Origin of the sequence: Xanthomonas prunicola (assembly GCF_002846205.1) — a bacterium.
GTDB classification, from domain to species: Bacteria; Pseudomonadota; Gammaproteobacteria; order Xanthomonadales; family Xanthomonadaceae; genus Xanthomonas; species Xanthomonas prunicola.
Map to the genome: position 1 here is coordinate 554,395 of NZ_PHKV01000003.1, position 21,361 is coordinate 575,755.

General features: G+C 63.9%; 16 protein-coding genes and 1 pseudogene. 6 read left to right on the forward strand and 11 right to left on the reverse strand.

All coding sequences use genetic code 11. The features are described 5' to 3' along the window. Nucleotides 1-144: 144 nt before the first annotated feature. Nucleotides 145-717 carry a TetR/AcrR family transcriptional regulator gene (locus XpruCFBP8353_RS12445; protein WP_243391102.1) on the reverse strand — a complete coding sequence of 191 codons (573 nt, stop codon included), beginning with the start codon at nt 715-717 and terminating at the stop codon, nt 145-147. 132 nt (nt 718-849) lie between these two features. On the opposite strand from XpruCFBP8353_RS12445, the gene XpruCFBP8353_RS12450 reads away from it, so the two are divergent. Beyond that, nucleotides 850-1,923: an NAD(P)-dependent alcohol dehydrogenase gene (locus XpruCFBP8353_RS12450; protein WP_101363512.1), complete on the forward strand. Its 1,074-nt coding sequence runs from the start codon at nt 850-852 to the stop codon at nt 1,921-1,923. Nucleotides 1,924-2,202: 279 nt separating this feature from the next. Here the strand turns inward: XpruCFBP8353_RS12450 and XpruCFBP8353_RS12455 are convergent, their stop codons facing one another. Next, on the reverse strand, nt 2,203-4,734 hold the full coding sequence (locus tag XpruCFBP8353_RS12455) for an excinuclease ABC subunit UvrA (protein ID WP_101363513.1): 2,532 nt from the start codon (nt 4,732-4,734) through the stop codon (nt 2,203-2,205). A 255-nt stretch (nt 4,735-4,989) separates the two neighbouring features. Continuing rightward, the gene (locus tag XpruCFBP8353_RS12465) at nt 4,990-5,628 is read right to left on the reverse strand and encodes an HD domain-containing protein (protein WP_101363515.1); all 639 of its coding nucleotides are present in this window, start codon (nt 5,626-5,628) and stop codon (nt 4,990-4,992) included. A gap of 149 nt (nt 5,629-5,777) precedes the next feature. On the opposite strand from XpruCFBP8353_RS12465, the gene XpruCFBP8353_RS12470 reads away from it, so the two are divergent. Continuing rightward, the gene (locus tag XpruCFBP8353_RS12470; RefSeq protein ID WP_101363516.1) at nt 5,778-6,524 is read left to right on the forward strand and encodes an EAL domain-containing protein; all 747 of its coding nucleotides are present in this window, start codon (nt 5,778-5,780) and stop codon (nt 6,522-6,524) included. 157 nt (nt 6,525-6,681) lie between these two features. Here XpruCFBP8353_RS12470 and XpruCFBP8353_RS12475 read toward each other — a convergent pair whose 3' ends face one another. From XpruCFBP8353_RS12475 to XpruCFBP8353_RS12485, 3 genes are all read right to left on the reverse strand, one after another. Continuing rightward, a complete protein-coding gene (locus XpruCFBP8353_RS12475; RefSeq protein ID WP_101363517.1) occupies nt 6,682-6,987 on the reverse strand; it encodes a UBP-type zinc finger domain-containing protein in 306 nt (101 codons plus the stop codon). Next, nucleotides 6,984-8,693, reverse strand: a complete 1,710-nt coding sequence (locus XpruCFBP8353_RS12480) for an FAD-dependent oxidoreductase (RefSeq protein ID WP_101363518.1) — start codon at nt 8,691-8,693, stop codon at nt 6,984-6,986. The genes XpruCFBP8353_RS12475 and XpruCFBP8353_RS12480 overlap by 4 nt, the downstream gene beginning before the upstream one ends. A gap of 230 nt (nt 8,694-8,923) precedes the next feature. Next, on the reverse strand, nt 8,924-9,553 hold the full coding sequence (locus XpruCFBP8353_RS12485) for an alpha-ketoglutarate-dependent dioxygenase AlkB (protein ID WP_101363682.1): 630 nt from the start codon (nt 9,551-9,553) through the stop codon (nt 8,924-8,926). Nucleotides 9,554-10,046: 493 nt separating this feature from the next. Between XpruCFBP8353_RS12485 and XpruCFBP8353_RS12490 the strand changes: the two genes are divergently transcribed. Continuing rightward, entirely contained in the window at nt 10,047-12,395 is a 2,349-nt protein-coding gene (locus tag XpruCFBP8353_RS12490; RefSeq protein WP_101363683.1) for a GH92 family glycosyl hydrolase, read from the forward strand. Nucleotides 12,396-12,435: 40 nt separating this feature from the next. Here the strand turns inward: XpruCFBP8353_RS12490 and XpruCFBP8353_RS12495 are convergent, their stop codons facing one another. Continuing rightward, nucleotides 12,436-13,365, reverse strand: a complete 930-nt coding sequence (locus tag XpruCFBP8353_RS12495; protein ID WP_133125647.1) for a hypothetical protein — start codon at nt 13,363-13,365, stop codon at nt 12,436-12,438. Nucleotides 13,366-13,626: 261 nt separating this feature from the next. Here XpruCFBP8353_RS12495 and XpruCFBP8353_RS12500 point away from each other — a divergent pair, with 261 nt between their 5' ends. Continuing rightward, nucleotides 13,627-14,529 (forward strand): SDR family oxidoreductase, encoded by a 903-nt coding sequence (locus tag XpruCFBP8353_RS12500; RefSeq protein WP_101363520.1) that lies wholly within the window; start codon nt 13,627-13,629, stop codon nt 14,527-14,529. Nucleotides 14,530-14,801: 272 nt separating this feature from the next. Here the strand turns inward: XpruCFBP8353_RS12500 and XpruCFBP8353_RS12505 are convergent, their stop codons facing one another. The 3 genes and pseudogenes from XpruCFBP8353_RS12505 to XpruCFBP8353_RS12515 all read right to left on the reverse strand — a co-directional run bounded on the left by XpruCFBP8353_RS12505 (nt 14,802) and on the right by XpruCFBP8353_RS12515 (nt 17,604). Continuing rightward, nucleotides 14,802-16,280 (reverse strand): glycoside hydrolase family 30 protein, encoded by a 1,479-nt coding sequence (locus XpruCFBP8353_RS12505; protein ID WP_101363521.1) that lies wholly within the window; start codon nt 16,278-16,280, stop codon nt 14,802-14,804. A gap of 159 nt (nt 16,281-16,439) precedes the next feature. Next, nucleotides 16,440-16,825: pseudogene (locus XpruCFBP8353_RS12510) on the reverse strand (NAD(P)H-hydrate dehydratase); the annotation flags it as partial. After that, nucleotides 16,825-17,604, reverse strand: a complete 780-nt coding sequence (locus XpruCFBP8353_RS12515) for a histidine phosphatase family protein (protein WP_101363684.1) — start codon at nt 17,602-17,604, stop codon at nt 16,825-16,827. The pseudogene XpruCFBP8353_RS12510 and the gene XpruCFBP8353_RS12515, both read right to left, overlap by 1 nt. A gap of 213 nt (nt 17,605-17,817) precedes the next feature. Between XpruCFBP8353_RS12515 and XpruCFBP8353_RS12520 the strand changes: the two genes are divergently transcribed. Then, the gene (locus XpruCFBP8353_RS12520) at nt 17,818-18,447 is read left to right on the forward strand and encodes a TetR/AcrR family transcriptional regulator (RefSeq protein ID WP_101363522.1); all 630 of its coding nucleotides are present in this window, start codon (nt 17,818-17,820) and stop codon (nt 18,445-18,447) included. A 63-nt stretch (nt 18,448-18,510) separates the two neighbouring features. On the opposite strand, the gene xopAV is transcribed toward XpruCFBP8353_RS12520, so the two are convergent. After that, complete coding sequence (gene xopAV, locus XpruCFBP8353_RS12525) at nt 18,511-19,287, reverse strand: type III secretion system effector XopAV (RefSeq protein WP_101363523.1); 777 nt, start codon at nt 19,285-19,287, stop codon at nt 18,511-18,513. Between the two features lie 415 nt (nt 19,288-19,702). On the opposite strand from xopAV, the gene xopAU reads away from it, so the two are divergent. Next, nucleotides 19,703-21,295: a serine/threonine protein kinase gene (xopAU, locus tag XpruCFBP8353_RS12535; RefSeq protein ID WP_101363524.1), complete on the forward strand. Its 1,593-nt coding sequence runs from the start codon at nt 19,703-19,705 to the stop codon at nt 21,293-21,295. The last annotated feature ends 66 nt before the right edge of the window (nt 21,296-21,361 follow it).

Genomic DNA, 21,361 nt, shown 5'->3' on the forward strand with positions numbered 1-21,361 from the left:
GTTTTTTGCTGGTCCAAGTGTTTACGACATGCGGGTTCAATGCATTCTGTGCATTGGGCCCGTTGTTTCATGACACCGCTACTGCCTGCGCACTCTGTGCGGCACTGCATTGACTGACCAATGCAGCGGATGCCACCCACCCAATCAGCGCCGCGCAGTGTTCGTCTTGCCTGGTGTCTCGGTACGACCCGCACGCACCGTGGCCATGGCCATGGTGATCAGCCCGGCAATCAAACGACGCAAGACCGCCTCGTTCTCGGCCGACGCTTTCAGGCTGGTGGTCGCAAGCCGCAGGATGTAGGCCAGATCGGCGGCCGACATTGCGCTGTCATTGCGCACATGCGGGCGCAACAGCTGCACCAGCGTGTCTTCCAGCTGCTGGTAAAGCGCATCCAGTGCATCGGGTGCATACACGCCGCAATTGGCCACCAGATCCATGCCGTTTTCCGAATCGATCACCGCCGCCACCGGTTCCAGCACCCAGATATCGAACAGATGCTGCAATTGGGTCTGCAGATCCTGTGTGTCGCGCACGCGTTGCGCGGTTTCGGCCGTGCAAAACGCCTGCTGGCGTGCGACCTGCGCGGCGAAGATCGCCTCCTTGTTGGCAAACGCGGCATACAGCGAGGGCCGCGACATCTGCGTGGACTGCGCAATATCGCTCATGCTCACCTTGCGGTAGCCATGACGCAGGAAGAGCTGCAACGCCGTGTCCATGACACGCTCTTCCTTGCTGAGGGCAGTCGCAGGATGAGGGACGGACGAGGAATTCGATGACTTTACACTTGACATTATTTGTAAATAAGTAAATCTTACAGGTTCCGCAAATTGTAAAGCACAACCATCGCCATGACCTCAGCGCACACGCCCTCTGCTGGCCTCGCTCGCCCCACCCGTGCCTACGCCGCGCTCGAAAAAGAGGGCCCCATGGTGCCCTGGCAATTCGAGCGGCGTGCCGTACGCCCCAACGATGTGGCGATCAAGGTGCTGTTCTGCGGCGTCTGCCACTCGGACCTGCACTCGGTGAACCACTGGGCCAGCGAATACCCGTTGGTGCCCGGCCACGAGATCGTCGGCGAAGTCATCGAGCTCGGTGCACGGGTCAGCGGCTTCGCGCTGGGGCAAACCGTCGTGATCGGCACCATCGTCGATTCCTGTCGTCACTGTCCGCCCTGCCAGGCGCACGACGAAACGTACTGCCGCGAGTTCCCCACGCTCACCTTCGATGGCGTGGACCGAGTCGATGGCAGCCGCACACGCGGCGGCTACTCGGAGTTTTATGTGTCCGACGCGCGCTTTGTCTACGCCTTGCCCGAGGGCCTGGACCCCGCTGCCGCCGCGCCATTGTTGTGCGCGGGCATCACCACCTTCGCGCCACTGCATCGGTACGGCATCGGCCCCGGACACACGGTGGGCGTGGTCGGCATCGGCGGGCTTGGCCATCTGGGCGTCAAGTTCGCGCGTGCGATGGGCGCACACGTGGTCGCCTTCACCACCTCGCCCAAAAAAGCCGCCGAAGCGCAGCGCCTAGGCGCGCACGAAGTGGTGCTCTCCACCGACCCGCAGCAGATGCAGGCGCAGGCCTTCCGCTTCGATTTCATCCTCGACACCGTCTCGCGTCGCTATCCGTTGAACGCGATGCTGCTGGCATTGAACCTGGACGGCACGCTGTGCTCGCTGGGCCTGCCCGACCACTTGGACTTCCGCCCGGTACTGCTCGCGATGGGACGCCGCAAGTTAACCAGCTCCGGCACCGGTGGCACCGCCGATACCCAGGCCATGCTGGCGTTCTGCCAACAGCACAACATCGTGGCCGATATCGAACTGATCCGCATGCAGGACATCAACCAGGCCTTCGCACGCGTGCAAGACAACGATGTGCACTACCGGTTCGTGGTCGATATGCAGGCGTCTGTGCTGTAGATATTCAGATAGCGGCACCTTGGCATCGTCCTGCGTGGCACAGACTTGCTGTGTATCGGCCAGGCATTGGAGCCGACCGTGGCGCCGGGAGTGTTCGATCTGTGGGTGGCACCTTCGACCGAAGCAGCGGGCGTCTTGGCGAGCGTTGAATCGATGGCCTAAGCGCGGCGTTCAGTGCGAACAGCGATCGCCACACTCGGCACACGCACTCGATTGGCCAGGAAACGACTGCGCGAAAAGTGGCGACGCAGCGCATCCTCGACCAACTGTTTCGGCCGCTTATTCCCCGCGCGACACCTGTAGCAGGAACGGTGCAGTGCGGCTACCGCGATGACGCGCCACGACATCCGGGGTTCCAGCCACCACGACATTGCCGCCCTCGCCGCCAGCGCCCGGCCCCATGTCTAGCACCCAATCGCTGCTGGCTGCCACGCGCATATCGTGTTCGACCACGATCACCGTGTTACCTGCGTCGACCAGCCCTTGCAGCTGGGCCATCAAGGTATCCACATCGGCCGGATGCAGACCGGTGGTTGGTTCGTCCAGCACGTAGACAGTGTCGCGTCGCTGTGCGCGTTGCAGCTCGGTAGCGAGCTTGATGCGTTGCGCTTCGCCACCGGACAGTTCGGTGGCCGGCTGGCCAAGGCGCAGATACCCCAACCCCACTTCGCGTAACACCTGCAGCGGACGCAGCACGCTGGCGTCTTCGACGAAGAACACGGCCGCCTGCTCCACCGTCATCTCCAGCACCTGCGCGATGTTTTTACCGCGCAATTCAATCTCCAGCGTCTTGGCGTTATAGCGCGCGCCGTGGCAGGTGGGACACGGTGCATAGACGCTGGGCATGAACAGCAGTTCCACATACACCGAGCCTTCGCCCTCGCAGGTAGCGCAGCGGCCCTTGGCCACGTTGAAGGAGAATTGACCCGGGTCGTAGCGACGCCGACGTGCGGCAGGCGTGGCCGCAAACAGCTTGCGCACGGGATCGAACAGCCCGGTGTAAGTGGCCAGATTGGAGCGCGGCGTGCGGCCAATGGGTTTTTGATCCACACGCACCAGCCGGCGTACCTGCTCCAGCCCGGCGACAATTGCGCCCGCTAACGGCAGCTGCGTGCCGCGCTCCAGCGGATTGAGTGCTTCGTCTTCTTCTGCCTGTGCCTGCCCCAGATGGGCAGCTAGCAATTCAACAAGCGCCTGGCTCACCAAGGACGATTTGCCTGAGCCAGACACACCGGTGACCGTGGTAAACACGCCCAGCGGCAGATCCACATCCAGCGCACGCACGTTGTTGCGCGTGATGCCGCGCAGTTGCAGCCAACCGCTCGCTGCGCGCGCATGGCTGCGCACCTGCGGCGGCGTGCCGAACAGATAGCGCCGTGTCGAAGAGGCCTGCACCTGCTCCAGTCCTGCGGGCGGGCCGCTATAAAGCACCTGCCCGCCATGCACGCCGGCAGCAGGACCAACATCCACAATCCAGTCTGCGTGGCGGATGACGTCCACTTCGTGTTCGACCACGAAGACCGAATTACCAGCCGCCTTGAGTTGATCCAACGCGCCCAGCAACGCCTGTGCATCGGCTGGATGCAAACCGGCCGACGGTTCGTCCATCACATACACCACGCCGAACAATTGCGAGCGAATCTGGGTAGCAAGCCGCAGCCGCTGCAACTCGCCCGGCGACAAGGTGGGCGTGCTGCGTTCCAGGCTGAGGTAGCCCAGACCCAGCGCCTGCACCACCTCGATACGCGCGCGCAGATCCGCAGCGATGCGTTGGGCGGCGATCACTTGTTCCGGATGCCGGCTCTTACTCTTGCGCGTACCTTTGGATGGCTCGGCTTCGGCCGCGGGGCGCAGCAACTCGGCCACCTCGTCCAGTGGCCGTCGCGACAGCTCACCGATATCCAGCCCGGCAAACGTGACCGACAACGCCTCGCGGCGCAAGCGCTTGCCATCACATTGCGGGCATTGCGTGCTGAGCAGGTAGTGCGCCACGCGCTTTTTCATCTGCGCGCTCTGCGTGGTGGCGAAGGTGTGCAGCACATAACGCCGCGCACTGGTGAAGGTGCCCATGTAACTGGGCTCTTCCTTGCGCCTGAGGGCGCGCTTGACCTCGGCCAGGCTGTAACCGGCGTACACCGGCACCACCGGTTGTTCGTCGGTGAACAAGATCCAGTCGCGGGTTTTCTTCGGCAACGTGTGCCACGGCACATCCACATCGTGGCCAAGCGTGGTGAGGATGTCGCGCTGGTTCTGCCCGTGCCAGGCGCCCGGCCAGGCGGCGACTGCGCGGTCGCGGATGCTCAGGCGGCTGTCGAGCACCATGGTCGCTTCGGTGGCGTCGTAAATCCGCCCCAAACCGTGGCAGGTGGGGCATGCACCTGCGGGCGTGTTCGGCGAAAAGCCATCGGCATAGATGATGTCCTGCCCCGGCGGATAATGGCCCGCACGCGAATACAGCATGCGCAGTGAGTTGGAGATGGTGGTGACGCTGCCCACCGACGAGCGCGCACTTGGCGCGCCGCGCGCCTGCTGCAAGGCCACCGCCGGCGGCAACCCATCGATGGCATCCACTTCCGGCACGCCGACCTGGTCGATCAGGCGCCGCGCGTACGGCGAGATCGAATCCAGATACCGCCGCTGCGCCTCGGCAAAGATGGTGCCAAATGCCAACGACGATTTGCCCGAGCCGGAAACGCCGGTGAACACCACCAGCGCGTCGCGTGGGATATCCACGTCCACATTCTTGAGGTTGTGTTCGCGTGCGCCACGCACGCGCACCAGACCAGTGGGAGAGGACGTTGCCTTTGACATAACTACCGAAACCAGAGATCGACAAGGCGCCAGCCTAGCGCGCGCGACATGCAGCCGGTGTCAGCGATGGTGATCGACCGCAGGCCACGCACTGGCGGGACACGTGCTTCAGATGGCTTGGCGTGGCTAACCAGACGTGTGGCGAACAATCGCGGGATGGGCATGAACGACACGGGCCGAACCACCGTGTCCGCGGATGCCATGTCGATGCCCTCGCCCGTATGGCGGCGAGCGCAATCGTGTTGCTAGCGGCCCCTAGCCCAGCACATGCGCAGGTACCACTTGTTCGCCGGTGTCGGCCAGTGCTTGCATGCGCCTCACCACGCCACTGAACAGCCGTGCGGTGGCGGCATCGCGTATGCGAAAGATCTCCTCGAGCGCAGCGTAATACCACAGTGTGCCCTCGCGCCCGGCAGTGAACACGTTGAAGATGTCCTGGCCGACGGCAGGGTTTTCCAGGTCCTGCACGATGCTGCGCGCGTTATAGAGCTTGTCGCAGCCGGAGACCAGCAAGGCGCGCTCGGGCGTGTTGCGCAGGTGCTCAAGGTAGGCCTGCTTGCGCTCGCGCCAATCGCGCTTGCGTGCACGCTCACTGTTGTCCACGTCGGCCTTGTCTTCGGCGGTGGCATCGGTGCATGCCATCACGATGTCGGCCACCGCATCGCCGAACTGCGCACGGATCGAGGCCTCGTGCCCGCCGCCGCAGTCTTCCACCACATCGTGCAGCAAGCCGGCGATGGCCTGCTCCTCATCGCCGCCGCATTCCAGCACCAGCGTGGACACGCCGAGTAGATGGCTCAGATATGGAATCTGCGTGCCCTTGCGCACCTGTCCGGCATGGGCGATGCGCGCGTAATCCACAGCCAGGGCATAGCGTTCGGTGAGAGCGGTCATGGGGCGTCCGATGCGAGCGATGGCGCATTATCGCCGAGCCCGCCCACACGCAGGGTGAGGATGTTGCGTTGCGCAATCCGGGCTCAATGACACGCCACTACGGCCGATAGGATTAGGCTCGATCCACGCCGCACGAGGGTGTCTACCTCATGACCCAAGTTCCTGTTTGCAACGCCTGCCGCGATGGCCAAGCATTTCCCACCGCCATCACCATGGCCTTCCAGCCGATCGTCGATGTCGCAAAGCGCAGCATCTATGCCGGCGAGGCACTGGTGCGCGGCATCAACGGCGAGTCGGCCGGCAGCATCCTGGCCGCGGTGGATGAGCGTAACCGGTATGCCTTCGACCAGGCCTGCCGCATCAAGGCGATCGAATGCGCTGCGCAAATCGCGCTGCCGGCCCTGCTGTCGATCAACTTCATGCCCAACGCGGTCTACAACCCCGAGCACTGCCTGCGCGCCACGCTCTCGGCCACTGCGCAACACGGCTGGCCGCTGGACGCGATCATCTTCGAGGTCAGCGAGCAGGAACACCTCGCCGATCCCGCGCATCTGCTGGAGATCCTGCGCACCTACCAAGCGCGCGGCATGAAAACCGCCATCGACGACTTCGGCGCTGGCTACGCCGGGCTTGGCTTGCTGGCCGAGTTCCAGCCCGACCTGCTCAAGCTGGACATCGCCCTGATCCGCGGCATCGACACCGACCGCAGCCGGCAGGCCATCGTGCGCCACGTCACCCGCATGTGCGAAGAACTCGGCATCGCCGTCATTGCCGAAGGCATCGAACAACCCGACCAATACCGCACCCTGCGCGACATGGGCATCCACCTGCAGCAAGGCTATCTGTTCGCCAGACCGCAGATCGGCGCGCTGCCAAAGGTGCATTGGCCGGAGTGAGTTCGCGCGTGTGCGTCCCGATGACGTGGCATTGAGCCACTTCTGCAGAAACACTCAAACCACGCACGGCGGCTTCAAGGGAAGACAAAGCGCACCGAACGCGCTCTTACGCATCCCCAATCCCAACTCCCCAATCCCAGCGGCGCATCAGCGCCGCTCACACATACCGCGGAATTGGCCCCAGCTGCGGCGTCCGATCCGGTAGTTCCACTTCCACTTCGTCCACATAGCACCAGCCCCAGCCTTCCGGCGGGTCGTAGCCTTCGATGATGGGATGGCCGGTGACATGGTGATGCGCGGTGGCGTGGCGGTTGGGCGAATCGTCGCAACAACCGACGTGGCCACAACTGCGGCACAGGCGCAGATGCACCCACTCGCTATCGATGGCCAGGCATTCTTCGCAGCCGCGCGCACTGGGCGTGACCTCGTTGATCTGATCGGTATGGCTGCAGTGTTGGCTCATGCGCTGGTCGACTCCTGGGTGGCGCTGGCAAGTTCAGAGACCGGCACCGGGTTGGCCTGATGTGCGAGGTATTGATGGATCTGCGCAACCACGGCGGCGCCCTCGCCCACAGCAGCGGCCACGCGCTTGACCGACCCCGCGCGGACATCGCCGATGGCGAACACGCCCGGCCGATTGGTTTCCAGCGGCAGACACGCCGGTACGCCGTCACCGCGTGCCGTGCCGGTAATGACAAAGCCGCGCTTGTCGGTGTCCACGCAGTCCTGCAGCCAGCCGGTATTCGGGTCTGCGCCGACGAACAGGAACAGGTGCCGCAACTCCACGCGCTCGGTTGCACCATCCTTGCGTGTGCGCAGCACCGCCGCCTGCAGTCCGCGCTCGGGGTCGCCTTCCAGCGCGGCAACTTCGGTGCCGGTATGCAGCTGCACATTGGGCAACGCGGCAATGCGCTCAATGAGGTATTGCGACATCGATGCTTCCAGCCCCTCGCCGCGAATGATCAAGTGCAATTGCTTGACTCGCGGCGCCAGGAACGCCACCGCCTGCCCTGCGGAATTGCCGCCGCCCACCAATGCCACCACGCCGCCCTCGCACAGGCGCGCCTCCACCGGCGAAGCCCAGTACGAGACGCCGTGGCCTTCGAAGCGCTCCAGTCCCTCGATCTCCGGGCGCCGGTAACGCGCACCCGAGGCGATCACCACGGTGCTGGCCAGCACCTGTTTGCCATCGGCAAGATCCAGCTTCAGCGCACCATCGTCTCGACTGCATTCCAGCGTGGCCGCCTCGATCGGAATCGCCAATTCCGCGCCGAATTTCAGCGCCTGGTTGTATGCGCGCCCGGCCAGCGCCTGTCCGGAAATCCCGGTGGGAAACCCGAGATAATTTTCGATTCGCGCCGAGGCGCCAGCCTGCCCACCGATGGCGCGTTGATCCAGCACCAGTACCGACAAGCCTTCGGAGGCGGCATACACCGCCGTCGCCAGACCCGCAGGGCCTGCACCCACAATCGCCACGTCGTAGCGCTTGTCCGGGTCGATATCCGGGGTCATGCCCAGGCACTGCGCGGCCTCGGTATCGCTGGGCTGGCGCAGCACGCGACCGCTTGGGCACACCATCACCGGCAGATCGTGCTCCTGGATGCCCAGGCGCTCGACCAGCGCGCGGCCGTCGTCGTCGGAGACGTCCATCACTGTGTTGGGATAGCCGTTACGCGTCAAAAAGCCCTGCAAACGGGTCAGATGCGGGTCGTCCGGCTCACCGATCAGGACCGAACCCGACGCATCGCCTTCGATCAGCCCGACCCGGCGCAGGATCAACGCGCGCATCACCACTTCGCCTACTTCGGCCGAACTGATCATCAGCGCGCGCAGATGCGCAGTATCGAACGGCAACGCCAGGCAGCCCTCCTGGCCAGCACGTCCAGCTGCCAGCGATGCGCGCCCGGCCAGCTGACTCACCTCACCGGTGAACTGGCCTGGGGTGTGCCGCGTAATCGGCTTTTCGTTGCCCAGTCCGTCACGGCGCACCACCTCGATGGCGCCTTCCAAAACGACCCAGACCGGCGCGTGCGCATCGCCGACGTCGAACACGATCTGGCCGGCGTCGAACCGCTGCGCCGGCCCGCTGGCGAAGCGCCGCGTGGTCGCCATTTGGCTCGCGTCCAGCTCGGGAAACATCTGATGGTGGCGGGTGGCGTCCAGAGGCATGGATCGGCAGCGTTTGAAGGGGGATTGCATGCAAGCATGGACAGTGGTGACGGCAATGGCAATCACCCGAAATGGGCAATGTCAGCCATGACGGACGCAACACAGACGCAAGCGCACGCGAGTGGATGCCGCTGTCAAAGTAACGTGTTTGTCGCCCTGCACCGGCCAGCGCGCAGCCGAGCGCCACCGGGGGAAAACGGGAAAAGGGCAAACGGCCACAAGCGTGCGCGTTACCGCTGCGTCGGCTGCCAATGCGGGCCGTGCTGGCCTGCCGCCATGCGCTCGGCCGGGCGCACGCGGAACACCACGCTGATGCGCTCCCCCACCGGGCGCGTGGTTTTGGCAATGCCGTGCGTATGCGTCAGCTGCGAGGCATGGCTCATCGCCAGCAGGCTGCCCGGTGCCAGTTCCAGCACGACTGCCCGTGTGCTCGCGTCATTAGCGCGTAGCTGCATCCGGCGCGGAGCGCCCAGCGACAGCAGCGCAATCGGATGCGGCGCCACCAAGGTGTGCAAGGCGTCGTGATGCATCGCCACGCTGTCGCGCCCATCGCGATAGCGATTCAAGCCCGCCGCGTTGTATGGCGCCGGGAGCACTGCCTGCACCGCGTCGAGCAAGCGCTGCAGTGGCAGAGCTGCAGGCAATGCGCCGTCTACACGGTATGACGCCAGCAGGCGCGGTACGTCCACCACCCGGTCGTACATCTCGCGCCGCTGGCTAAGCCAATCGGCGCCATCGCGCAGCGCCTGGAATGCGTCCTGCGCCAGCGCAGGCGGCAGCAGCTGCGGCCAATAGCGCACGCCACCTTCACTATCGTCGAGCACCTGCAACGGTGCGATGGGAGCATCGAACAAATCCATCGGCATGAGATGTGGGCGCCGGCAGTCGATTTCAGCAGCAAGGTTCCATCATGCGCGACGCCAGGCCGACCAGTTCAGTTCCACGCTCCGGGGTTCCATGCGGGCGGTATCGATGTCGGCTGCGGCCCGCGCATATCACTGAGCACGCACTACGCACCACTGATGAGTCCCGCGATCGCGACGCGGGCGAGCCTGGCGATGCTCGCCTTGCAGCTCGGTGATTGGAGACGTTCCGGGACTGCGCAGGTCCGTGGTTGCGTCGGTTTTGTCGGCAATTGCCAGGGCCACTACAGCTTAGAAAGTGGGCCGACCAGATGCGGCGGACTTGAAACACGTTGCACGCCGCGGTGGATGCCAGTGCACAGCTACCTGGATCACCGCATTCCAAACCAGCGAACCCAACCATTACAGCAAGTCCACCGCACCGCTTCGCTGTAGCGGGTACGTGCAGCTGTGCTACGGTCCGGCGCTGCATCCGCTTGGAGCATTCTGCATGTCGTCTCGGTTGATCGCCCCACGTCGGGTTCGTTGGCTGGCAGTGCTTGTCGCCGTCGTCGCATGTTCAAGCAACGCTGCGCCCCGCGCACCGGCGGCTGCCTTCGACGCGGTGGATCCGTTCATTGGCACCGGTGGCGAGGGCCACACCTATCCTGGCGCCACGCTGCCGTTCGGCATGGTGCAATTGAGCCCGGATACGCAGATCAGACCGCGCAAGCAAGCCTACGGCTGGGCCGCCGGTTACCGGCATAGCGACACCACCATCGTCGGTTTTTCGCATACGCATTTTTCAGGCTCCGGGCATTCGGACCTGGGCGACATCCTGCTGATGCCGCAGGCCGGCGAGGTCAAGCTGGAACGCGGCGATGCCAGCAAGCCCGGCAGCGGCTATACCGCGCAGTTCGACCATGCCAGCGAACAGGCGCAACCTGGCTATTACGCGGTGACCTTGAAAGACCGCAACATCCGCGCCGAACTCACCGCCAGTGCGCGTGTGGGTGTGCATCGCTACACCTTCCCCAAGGGCACACCGGCGCATGTACTGGTGGACCTGCGCACCAGCCTGTACGACTACCCTGGCAAGGTGCAGTGGTCGCGGCTGCGCGTGCACAGCGATGGCACGGTGACCGGCTTTCGCGAAACGCGTGGCTGGGCGCCGGGCCGGCAGTTGTATTTCGCCATGCGCTTCTCACGCCCGCTCACCGCCACGCAGCTGCACGACACCGAGCAGGACATTCCATACAAGGGCTTCCCGCCGCCCGGCGAGAAGAATCCCGCACAGCGCGCACAGATCGAAGGCCGGCAACTGGTTGGCGTATTCGATGTCGCCAACGATGGCACGCCGCTGGTGGTCACCGTGGCGCTGTCGCCGGTCAGCGAAGACGGCGCCATCGCCAACCTGCAGGCCGAAGTACCGGACTTCGATTTCAACCGCGTTCGCGCCGATGCCCGCGCGCACTGGACCCGGGCGCTGTCGGCGATCGATGCGCAGGGCACACCGCTGCAACGCACCCAGCTCTACACCGCGCTGTACCACACCTTGCTCGGGCCCACCCTGTTCATGGACAGCGATGGTCGCTATCGCGGGCCGGACAACGCAGTGCATCAGGCCACTGGCTGGACCAACTATTCCACCTTCTCGCTGTGGGACACCTATCGCGCACTGCACCCCTTACTCACGCTGGTGCAGCCAGCGCAGCGCACCAGTGACATGGTCAACTCGCTGCTCGCTTCGCGCCGCGACAGCGCCTACGGCATCCTGCCGGTGTGGGCATTCCATGGCCTGGAAACCTGGTGCATGATCGGCTACCACGCCGTGCCGGTGATTGCCGATGCCTACATGAAAGGCATCGGCGGCTTCGATGCCGACGAAGCGCTCGATGCCATGGTCGCCAGCGCCAACTACGGCCCCTACGACGGCATCGCGCAATACCGCGAGCTGGGCTACGTGCCCATCGACGAAGAAGGCGAAGCCGCGTCCAAGACGCTGGAGTACGCCTTCGACGACTGGACCATCGCGCGCGTGGCCAACAAGCTCGGCAAGCGGGAAATCGCTGCCGAATTCAGCAAGCGTGCCGGCAACTGGAAGCACGCCTTCGACCCGGCCACCGGCTACATGCGCGCGCGCACCCGCGCCGGCAACTTCCGCGCGCCGTTCGACCCATCGGCCAGCGGCTATGGCAGCGACTACACCGAAGGCAATGCGTGGCAGTACTCGTGGTACGTACCGCAGGACGTGGCTGGGCTGGCCGCCGCACATGGCGGCGACGACAAGTTGCTCGCGCGGCTGGATGCGGTGTTCGATGCCAAGGTGGACCCTAAGGTCTTCGCGCACATGGAAGACATTACCGGCCTGATCGGCTGGTACGCACACGGCAACGAGCCCAGCCACCATGTCGCCTATCTCTACGCCTATGCCGGCCAACCGTGGCGCACCCAGGCGCGCCTGACCCAGATCATGCGCAGCCAATATCACGCCGGGCCCGAAGGCCTGGCCGGCAACGACGACCTCGGCCAGATGTCGGCCTGGTACGTGTTCACCACGCTGGGTTTTTATCCAGTCGCACCAGGCAGCAACCAGTACATCATCGGCCGCCCGTTCCTGCCGCGCGCCACGCTCAACCTGCCCAACGGCAAGCATTTCAGCGTGATCGCCGATGGCCTGAGCAACGCACGCGGCTACATCCGCAGCGCCACCCTCAACGGCCAGCCGCTGACTCGCTCCTACCTCACGCACGCCGAAATTCAGGCCGGCGGCGAGCTGCGTTTTCGCATGCAGGCCACGCCGAACACGCAATGGGCCACCGACCCGGCGCAGCGGCCGTATTCGATGTCGACGCAGTGATGGAACAACAAGGGCTGCGTTTGGCAGCCCTTGCTTGACGTTATTGGTCTGTCTTCTGGGAGGGTGCAGCGGTTGTCGTGTCACCAGAGCGGCGCTTGTTCCATCCGTCGATCCACCGACTGCCGCTCGACGCCGCAGCATCAGCCGCCGTTGAAACGGGCAATGTCGCCTTTGTACTCTCAGCGGCCGTGATCGACGCAGGGAGATCCCCTTCGATGCCGTAGGTTGTCGCTGTACCGACGACAGGCCTGCCGTCGGTTCCCACAGTGCCTGCCGCGGGCGGCGCCGCTTGAGCTGCAGCTGTCATCACCCCAGCCGTGATGCCCAGCACCTTGTCGCTGAATTCCTGGATGCAACCGTCGGCGGAGCGGCGCAAGCGCATCTTCAAATCGGCTGCCTGATTCGCCAGCAACTGTTGGTAGCTAGGTGCATCTGCAGTGTATTCCGGTACGCGAACGCAAAGACCTTCCGCCACCTTGGATTTTTTCGCGGTATCAAACAGCTGCAACTTCGCGACATAGATCACGCGGTAGTTATTCCAATCGGTCGGGAAGTACATAGAACTCCAATTGGTGGTCTGCACATCAAGCACCAGTCCTCCGGCAGGAAACATCTTTGCCATTTCTGTGGCACTGGAGGTTGGCTTGATACTGCGCCCTTGCTCAACAGGCAGCGCCAGCTGCGTTGAAAGCTTTTGGGCAAGCTGCAAGGAAATATAGTCTGCGGGATCTTCAACGTGATTATCGCGAATGATCGCATTGCCCGCACTCACGGCAGCAGCGACTCCGATCAATCCAAATGTCACCTTCCCCGCTGTATTGGCAACAAACGTGGGCATATCGTGCCTGGTGACGGTAATCTTACCCGCCTTGCTGCGTTCCAGGCCGGCAAGATCTGCTTTGACGAGTTTATGACTCACACAGCCGCACAGCGCCAAGGCGACCGCACAGGCCGCAAGCATCTTCAACATCGCCATCCCCTGATTTATTCGCCGTTGGTCGGCTATCCCCGCGCCCGCTGTGGGACGCATCTCGCATCATAAGACAGGTGATCGCGTTATGGCAGAGCCCGTTTCGTTAGGAGTGCCCCAAGAATGCTGCCGCAGCCGTCATTGCGTTCACATCGCGCACAACATTCTTTCACCCGCACGCATCGCCGTGGTTTCCAGACTGATCTGCATCGGGCCGCAGCATGCTGCGGCTTCTCCATCCCCCACTGCAGGAGCCAGTGCATGTCCAGCACCAAGAACCAATATGAAATGCAGAACCCGCTCACCCAGTTTCCGCAGCCCAAGTTCCCCGAGCAGACCCAGGAAGCACCGGGCACCATCCATGCATTGCAGCCAAAGGCCGACCACGGCGAGCAAACTTACAAGGGCTTCGGTCGCCTGGCGGGCCGCAAGGCATTGATCACCGGCGCAGACTCCGGCATCGGTCGCGCCACCGCCATCGCCTATGCGCGCGAAGGCGCGGACATCGTGCTCAATTATCTGCCGGAAGAAGAACAGGACGCTGCGGAGGTGGTGAAGTTGATCGAGGCTGAAGGCCGCAAGGCGATCAGCATCCCCGGTGATCTCAAGGATGAGGCTTTCTGCAACCAGTTGGTCGCACGCGCGGTCCAGGAGCTCGGTGGGCTGGACCTGCTGGTCAACATCGCCGGCAAGCAGACTGCGGTGAAGGACATCGCCGACATCACCACCGAGCAGTTCGACGCTACCTACAAGACCAACGTCTATGCGATGTTCTGGCTGTGCAAGGCGGCCATCCCGCATCTGCCGCCGGGCGCATCCATCATCAATACCGGCTCGATCCAGTCGTACCAGCCCTCGCCTACCCTGCTCGACTATGCCTCCACCAAGGCGGCCATCGTCAACTTCACCAAGGGCCTGGCCCAGCAGGTGGCCGAGAAGGGCATCCGCGTCAACGCCGTCGCACCCGGCCCGGTATGGACCCCGCTGCAACCCAGCGGTGGCCAGCCGCCGGAAAAGATTCCCGAGTTCGGCTCGGAAACCCCGCTTAAACGTGCCGGCCAGCCAGTCGAGATGGCACCGCTCTACGTCATCCTGGCTTCGCAGGAATCCAGCTACGTCACGGGCGAAGTATTCGGTGCCACCGGCGGTCTGCTGCTGTCGTAGGGCAACGGAAAGCGCACTTTCCGCATCACGTCACCAGAACCCTGCCCATCGCTGGTGTGCAGCGGTCGGCAGGGTTTCTTCGGTGGCGTTTTTGGTACTGACGGCTGCCTAAACCGGCGATGCATCAGGAAGGTGGATGCGCCGCGTCGTTCGAACGGTCACTCAGCGCCGATTTCAATCGCAAGTAGCCCCCTTCTCCCACCGGGAGAAGGGGCCCGAAGGGCGGATGAGGGTACGCAATCTCCCAACAAGACTGCGACCGGCATCCACGCCTACTGCGTCATCACCACCGTCTGGATCGCATGCGCCGGAATCTCCAGTTCACTCGATGCTTCGCCCACATACAGGTTGTAGCGGATCGCCACGTCGCTGGCATTCATCACCACGGTCGCCAGTGACCCATCGCGATTGGCGAATGCAGTGGTCATCAGATTGCTCCGGCTGCTGGCCGCACTGACTCGCCGCGCACCGGGACGGATGAACTTGGAAAAGTGGCCGATATACCAGTAGCTCGGCGTGTAGATCACCTCGCCGGTACGCGTGTCGGCATGCACCGGTGCGAAGCAATAATTGCCCACGTGGTTCGGCCCGCCGTGCTGGTCGAGCAGGATGTTCCAGTCGGTCCAACCCACCGCCCCATGATTGAGGTCGTTGATGATGGCGGTGCCATAGCGTTCGCCATTGGGCCAGTACTGCAATTTGGCGGGGTCGAACTTTTCCACTGCCGCTTCGGTGAGCAGCAGATGCTTGTCCGGGTAGGCCTGCGCCACCGCCGCCACGTTCTCCACCATCGGCGCGAACCCGGCCCAGGTTTCGTACCAATGAAAGCCCATACCCCACGCGTATTTCGCCGCATCCGGGTCGTCGAAGATCACATGCGCGCGGTGCAGCATCATGTCGCGGTTGTGGTCCCAGACGATGATCTTGCGGTCGCCATAGCCCGCCTGCTGCATCGTCGGACCGAGGTGGTTCTTCAGGAAGTCGCGTTCTTCCTCGGCGGAAAACACCATCGACTCCCAGGTCTGTACCGCCATCGGTTCGTTCTGCAGGCTGATGCCCCAGATCGGGATGCCCGCCTTTTCGTAGGCGGCAATGAAGCGCGTGTAGTACGTGGCCCAGGCCTGCGCATACTGTGGCAACAGCTTGCCGCCCTTGAGCATCGTGTTGCTGTCTTTCATGAAGGCCGGCGCACTCCACGGGCTGGCAAACGTGGTGAGCGTGCCGCCGGCCGCCGCGATGGCCTGGCGCAACATCGGGATGCGGTATTTCGCATCGTGGCTGACCGAAAAGCTCTTCAGCACGGCATCGCCTTCCTTGATGTAGGTATAGCTGCCGCTGCTGAAGTCCGAGCTATGGATGGTGGTGCGCGCCAACGTGTAGCCAATGCCCTTCTGCGGATCGTAATAGGCGGTGAGCAGCGCACGTTGCGCACGCCTGGGCAGCTTGGCAAAGGTCTCTGCGCTGGAATCGGTGATCGCACCGCCGATGCCCAGCACTTGCTGAAATTGCCGTTGCGGATTGACGAAGATGGAGTTTTCTTTCTCGGTCAGCGCATGCCCTGCGGCAGGAGCGACAACCGTGCTGACGCGCATCTGCTGCGTTGCGCCTTGCGAGGTTGTGTAGACGCGTAATGCGCCATCACGGCTCGCCGCCGGCGAGGTTTCATCTGCCGCCGTTGTCGTTGCGGCGTATGCAACAGCCGTCGCTGCTGCACTCGCGCTGCTCACCGTGCTCAGCCCCATGCCTAACATCCCCACTACCGACCACGTCATCGCTCGCTTCACCGCACCCTCTCCCAGGTAGATGGCGCCAGCCTAACCGACCAACGCGCCGCACCATCGCCAAGCAAACGAGCGCAAGCGCAATGCGTTTTGAAATCGGCTCTTCCTTCTCCCATCGGCAGAAGGTGGCGCGCAGCGCTTGACCAGCGGCGCCGTTGTCGTCGTCGACGCCATCCCCGGTCCGATCACCGCTGCACGCACACCGCCAGCGCAGCGTCCAATGCACGGTGCCCGCGCGTGATCTCACCCTGTCCGTTCTGCCCCAAGCCCAGCACCAATGCCTCCGGCACTGCCAGGGCCATTGCCGGCGCCACACGCGCAGCGGTGGCAATCTGCAACTTGCCTGCGCCCGCGCGCAGCGCGGCTTCGCCGGCCAGCAATGCCGCGCCAGGCACGCGCATCGAGCCGCCGACCACCAGCACGCGACCACGCTGCTCCTTTTCGCCGCCAGGCGATGGGAGTGGCATCGCACGCAGTGCAGCAGCGGTCAGGGTGCGAATGCGTGCGGCAGCCATCAACGCGCGCCGACCGGGCGATCGGATTCGGTCGTCACCGGCTCATCGGCCAGCTCTGGCGGGACGAACTTGGTACGCACCAGGTGCAGCGATTGCCCATCGGCCGCGGCCGCATAGTCGGTGACGCCACAATTGGGCACGTCGCCTTCGCGGTCGATGGCCAGGATGGTAGCCTCGTCCATCCGCTCGATCAGGTAGCGGAAGCAATTGACGATCACCTGATGCCCCACGATCAACACGCGCGCACCCACATGGTTGCGCTGCAGATCGCCCACGATGCTGCGCAGGCGGAAAATCACATCGCACCAGCTCTCGCCACCGGGCGGGCGGAAATAGAACTTGCCTACCAAATTGCGCTGCTCGAACAACGCCGGAAACGTCTCACGAATGCCCGACGTGGTGTAGCGGTCGAGCACGCCGAATTCCTTCTCGCGCAGCCGCTCGTCCACGCTCACTGCATCGGCCGGCTGCCCGAGCGCGCGTGCAACCGCAGCGGCAGTCTGGCGCGCCCGCACGTAGGTGGAACTCAAGATCAATGTGGGACGCTCGTGCTCGGGTAACCCGGCCATCCAAGCGCCCAAGGCCTTGGCTTGGCGCTCACCCAACGCCGATAGCGGAATATCCGCATCACGGTGCTCCAGGTCGATCAATGCAGCCCCACTGGACTCGGCCACATCGCGCGCCACGTTGCCCGCACTCTGCCCATGCCGCACCACCCACAACCGCGCCGGCCACTGCGCCGACACTCCTGCAACCGCACTGTTCTCACTCACACCCATCTCCTGCATCACGTCGGCCCCACGTGTCGCACAGCCACCGTGAACAGCTGGTCGACCATGCATGCGGCCACGCCGCTGCGCCACCGGTGTCATCCATGCGCCGCACACAGCGCACGCAGCAACGGATATGCGTTACGGCACGGACCAGCGCAGATCCAACGGATGCGTCACCCTGTCTCGGTATACTGCAGGCCCCCGACACACCGCTCGCCCATGTCCAACGTCCTTCAGCTGCGCACCGCAAAACAGCGCGAAGAGCTCCTGGTAGACGACGTGCTGGACGCCGCCGAACGCTGCATCGACGAAATCGGCCTCTCAGCCACCAGCTTCGAACTCATCGCAGAACGCACGCGTCTGTCATGCGGCAGCCTGCTGCAACGTTTCGAAGACAGGGACGCGCTGGTGCGCGCACTGCTCGAACGCAATTACATGCGCGCCATCCGCCAGATGTGGCTGGTGGAACGCCCGGCCAATGTGCACGTGGTGGATTTCATCGCCGGCCTGCTCGAAGACTGGCTGCTGCAGGAAATCAACATCAAGCGCACCCGCATCGACCTGGAACTGCACCTGGCCACCCTGCGCGACCCGGTGCTGGCCGCCTTCATGCGCCGGCAGAGCGCATCGCTGATCGAACACCTCAGCGCCCTGCTCAAGCGCCTGCTCCGCGGCCACGCCGACCCGGCCAGCAGCGAACAGGAATTCCAGGCCCGCGTCTTCGCCGTCGCCGCCATGTGCGGCGGCCTGCACAGCGTGATGACCAGCGGCATGGAACTCAACCGCATGCATTTGCAGTTGATCCTGCGCGAGAGTTTGTCGGGCATCCTCAAGTCGGCGCCGGTGTAATTCTGAAGCAACACCTGCTCGGCGATTGCGGGCCGCGCTCCCGGCATCTTGCAGGCAGGTCGCTCAATCTGCCGATGACGTGGCCGCCTCTTCCGTTGCACGGACACTGGCTGCCTGCAGGAGCCGAGTGACCAAACCGTGCGCATCGTCGCCAGCACCGCTCGCTGCCTTCCACAGTTCCGGCGGCAGACGGGAACGCTCGACCGTCATGAGGTGCAGCAGATCCCTGGCCAATGCCAGCCGCTCGCCTTCGTCCATGTCGGGACCAGGATGGTCGGCGTCCGATCCGGTCACCATGTCGACCGCCTCATGCAGGCAGGTCTCGGTCGTTCCCAACTCGCTTGCCCGCTGTGCCTTCGTCGGCACTTCGTCCCGGCGGGCCTGCGCCTCCACGTAACGAGCGGCCATCACATCGGCCAGCCTCATCCCCAAGAAGGCGGCCAGCGCTCCCACTGCCTGACAGCCACTGACCACAGCGAGATTCTTGTAATACTGATCATCGTTGAGATAGCCGTACGCCGCTGCGGCAGGTGCCTGGAGTGCCGCAAACCCTCCGCATACAGCAGCTCCGGCGGCGCCCACATATGCGATCGAGCGTCCCGCATTGGCGAGGTGGACACCACGCGGCGTGCCAGGCGCCATGAGCCGCGCCTCGCGGATGGACCGCCGTGGCAGACTCTGGGCCAGTTGCGTATTGGCATGCGGGTCGCTGGCCGGTGCAGACGGACCGGCATCTGCCACGGTCGTGCCCTCTTGCTGCTCGCGCCTGGCGCCTCGGCGCGTGACGGACGTCAATGCTAAAGGTTGCATCGTCACCTCTCCGCGATGGATGCGTGCCATTGTTCCCCAGCGTGATCGGGCATGACGCATCCGGCCGAAAAACCATTGCCGAACACGAAACACGCGGCGCCGCGCATGCCAAAGCGCAGAAGCGGTCCACGCCCGCACCACCACATCCACATCGCCGCAGGCAAACGCGCGCGATGGCTGGCGATCGCGTCGAAATCGCGCGTTGGCCACCACCGCCAGCGCCGATCCCGCCGCGCCAGATGCCAAGACCTGCGGCACTGGCGCAACTTCGCCAACGCTTGCACTGCTTCGTTCATTGCGCCCTACGCACGCATCACTGCCTCAATCATGATGCGGGTGATGCAGCCGGCATCGCTGCTCAGTGGCTACTGGTGCCAGTGAGCTCACTCCAGCTGCCGCATGCCGCGCGTTGCAAGCGAACCGCTAGAGCCACCTCCCCTGATCGTTGACCACACTGTCCTCGACGATGAAACAGATCTCCGGCAACACTCTCCCTTCCACAGCGATGCGCGCAGACGCAGAGCGCGATCAGTCCGAAACTGCGCAGGCGCCCGAGCAGTCCACCCTGCCCCATCCCGTGGCAGACCATCCGCTCAACCTGTTGGAAAAAAGAAGAAGCACCACCGGTGTGCTCGCGGACGAAAGTTCGCGCCTGGAGGTCGTGGTGCCCCGCATGCAGGCAGCGTTGGCACCGCAAACCTGGTCGTCATCCAGCAGCGACTCGCCAACGACGCCTGTCACCGCCCGCAGCCCCCGAATCGGCGCGGAGCCCGGCTCACCGACCCTGGCCTCCCTGCTGGAGACGCCGCCGCGCGCGTCTGCCTTTGCGGGCGCCGACAGCAGCGATGCGTTCCAGAACTTGCGCAACGCACGGCGGCTGGTCAGCGACATGCGCCATGCCCGACAGCACGTCGTGCTGAGCCCGCGTTTGGTGAAATCGCTGACCAGCCGATCCGAACGCCCGGACTTGATCCAGAAGCTATCGGCCTTGAGGCCCGGCGCCTTGGATGTAGACAGTGGTTTTCTCAAAGTGGCACTGGACACCGGACACGCAGGCACTGCAGGAGCGCTGGACGCAATGCCAACCGTCGGCACCGGTGCATCCGCCTCGACCTACGCGGTTCGGCTGGCCGAAGATCTCTGGCAGGGCGGGCAAAATTGCGGACGCGACTTCATCTTCAAGGCCTTGTTGTGCACGGACCCGCAACGGCCGATCCCACCGACACTGTGCGACCCCGCCACCGTTGCAGACGCACCGGCGCTACAGGAACGGATCGCTGCGCGCAAAGCCATGATCTTCCACGAGTATCAAATGATCAGGTCGGTCGAGGCGGTGCCGTATGTCGTCCACGCCCATGCCGTGGTGCAGATCGAAAGCACATTCGGAATTCTGCTGGAGAAAATCGACGGCATCAGCGTGCGCAGCGTGATTGCCCGCGCATGCGCAGCGCTGCAGCAAGGCGCCATCACCGCAGTGGAGTATCTCGGCCTGGCTCGGCAGCTGATGGCCGATGTCCTGGTGGGGATCGCCTGCTGCGAAGACGCCGGCATCGTGCATCAGGACATCTCGCACAACAATGTCATGTACGACCAGACCCTGAAGACCTTTCGGCTGATCGACATGGGGCTCGGTTCAGAGGAAGGCGACCCTAACCGCGGCGGCACCCCAGGCTTTTACGACTTGAGCACCCCTGCCAGGCATACGCGCGACGTCTATAGCGTGGCGCAACTGCTCGTGCATGTGCTCAAGCGCCCCGACTACAACATGGGCATGATCGGGATCAATCGCGCCAAGACCGCAGACACGTTCCCCTTCATGGATGCGCTGCAGGCCCTCCCCGCCGATCACAAGTGCAACATCGTCCGCTTCTTCAACAGCATGCTGGACGATGGAACCGGCGAGCGCACCAAGGCCGAGGTCTTGCTGCGCGACCCTTTCTTCACCGAACCGCCGCTCCCGCGACGGGACCGGATTCATCGCACCTACGAACAACTGAAGCGATTGCCGTCTGTTAGCAGCACCCTCGGCGACAGATGAGCGCGAACCGGTAGACCACGTAGTCTGTCGTGGCTGGGTTTAGAAGTGCGGGATTGAACAAGTGAG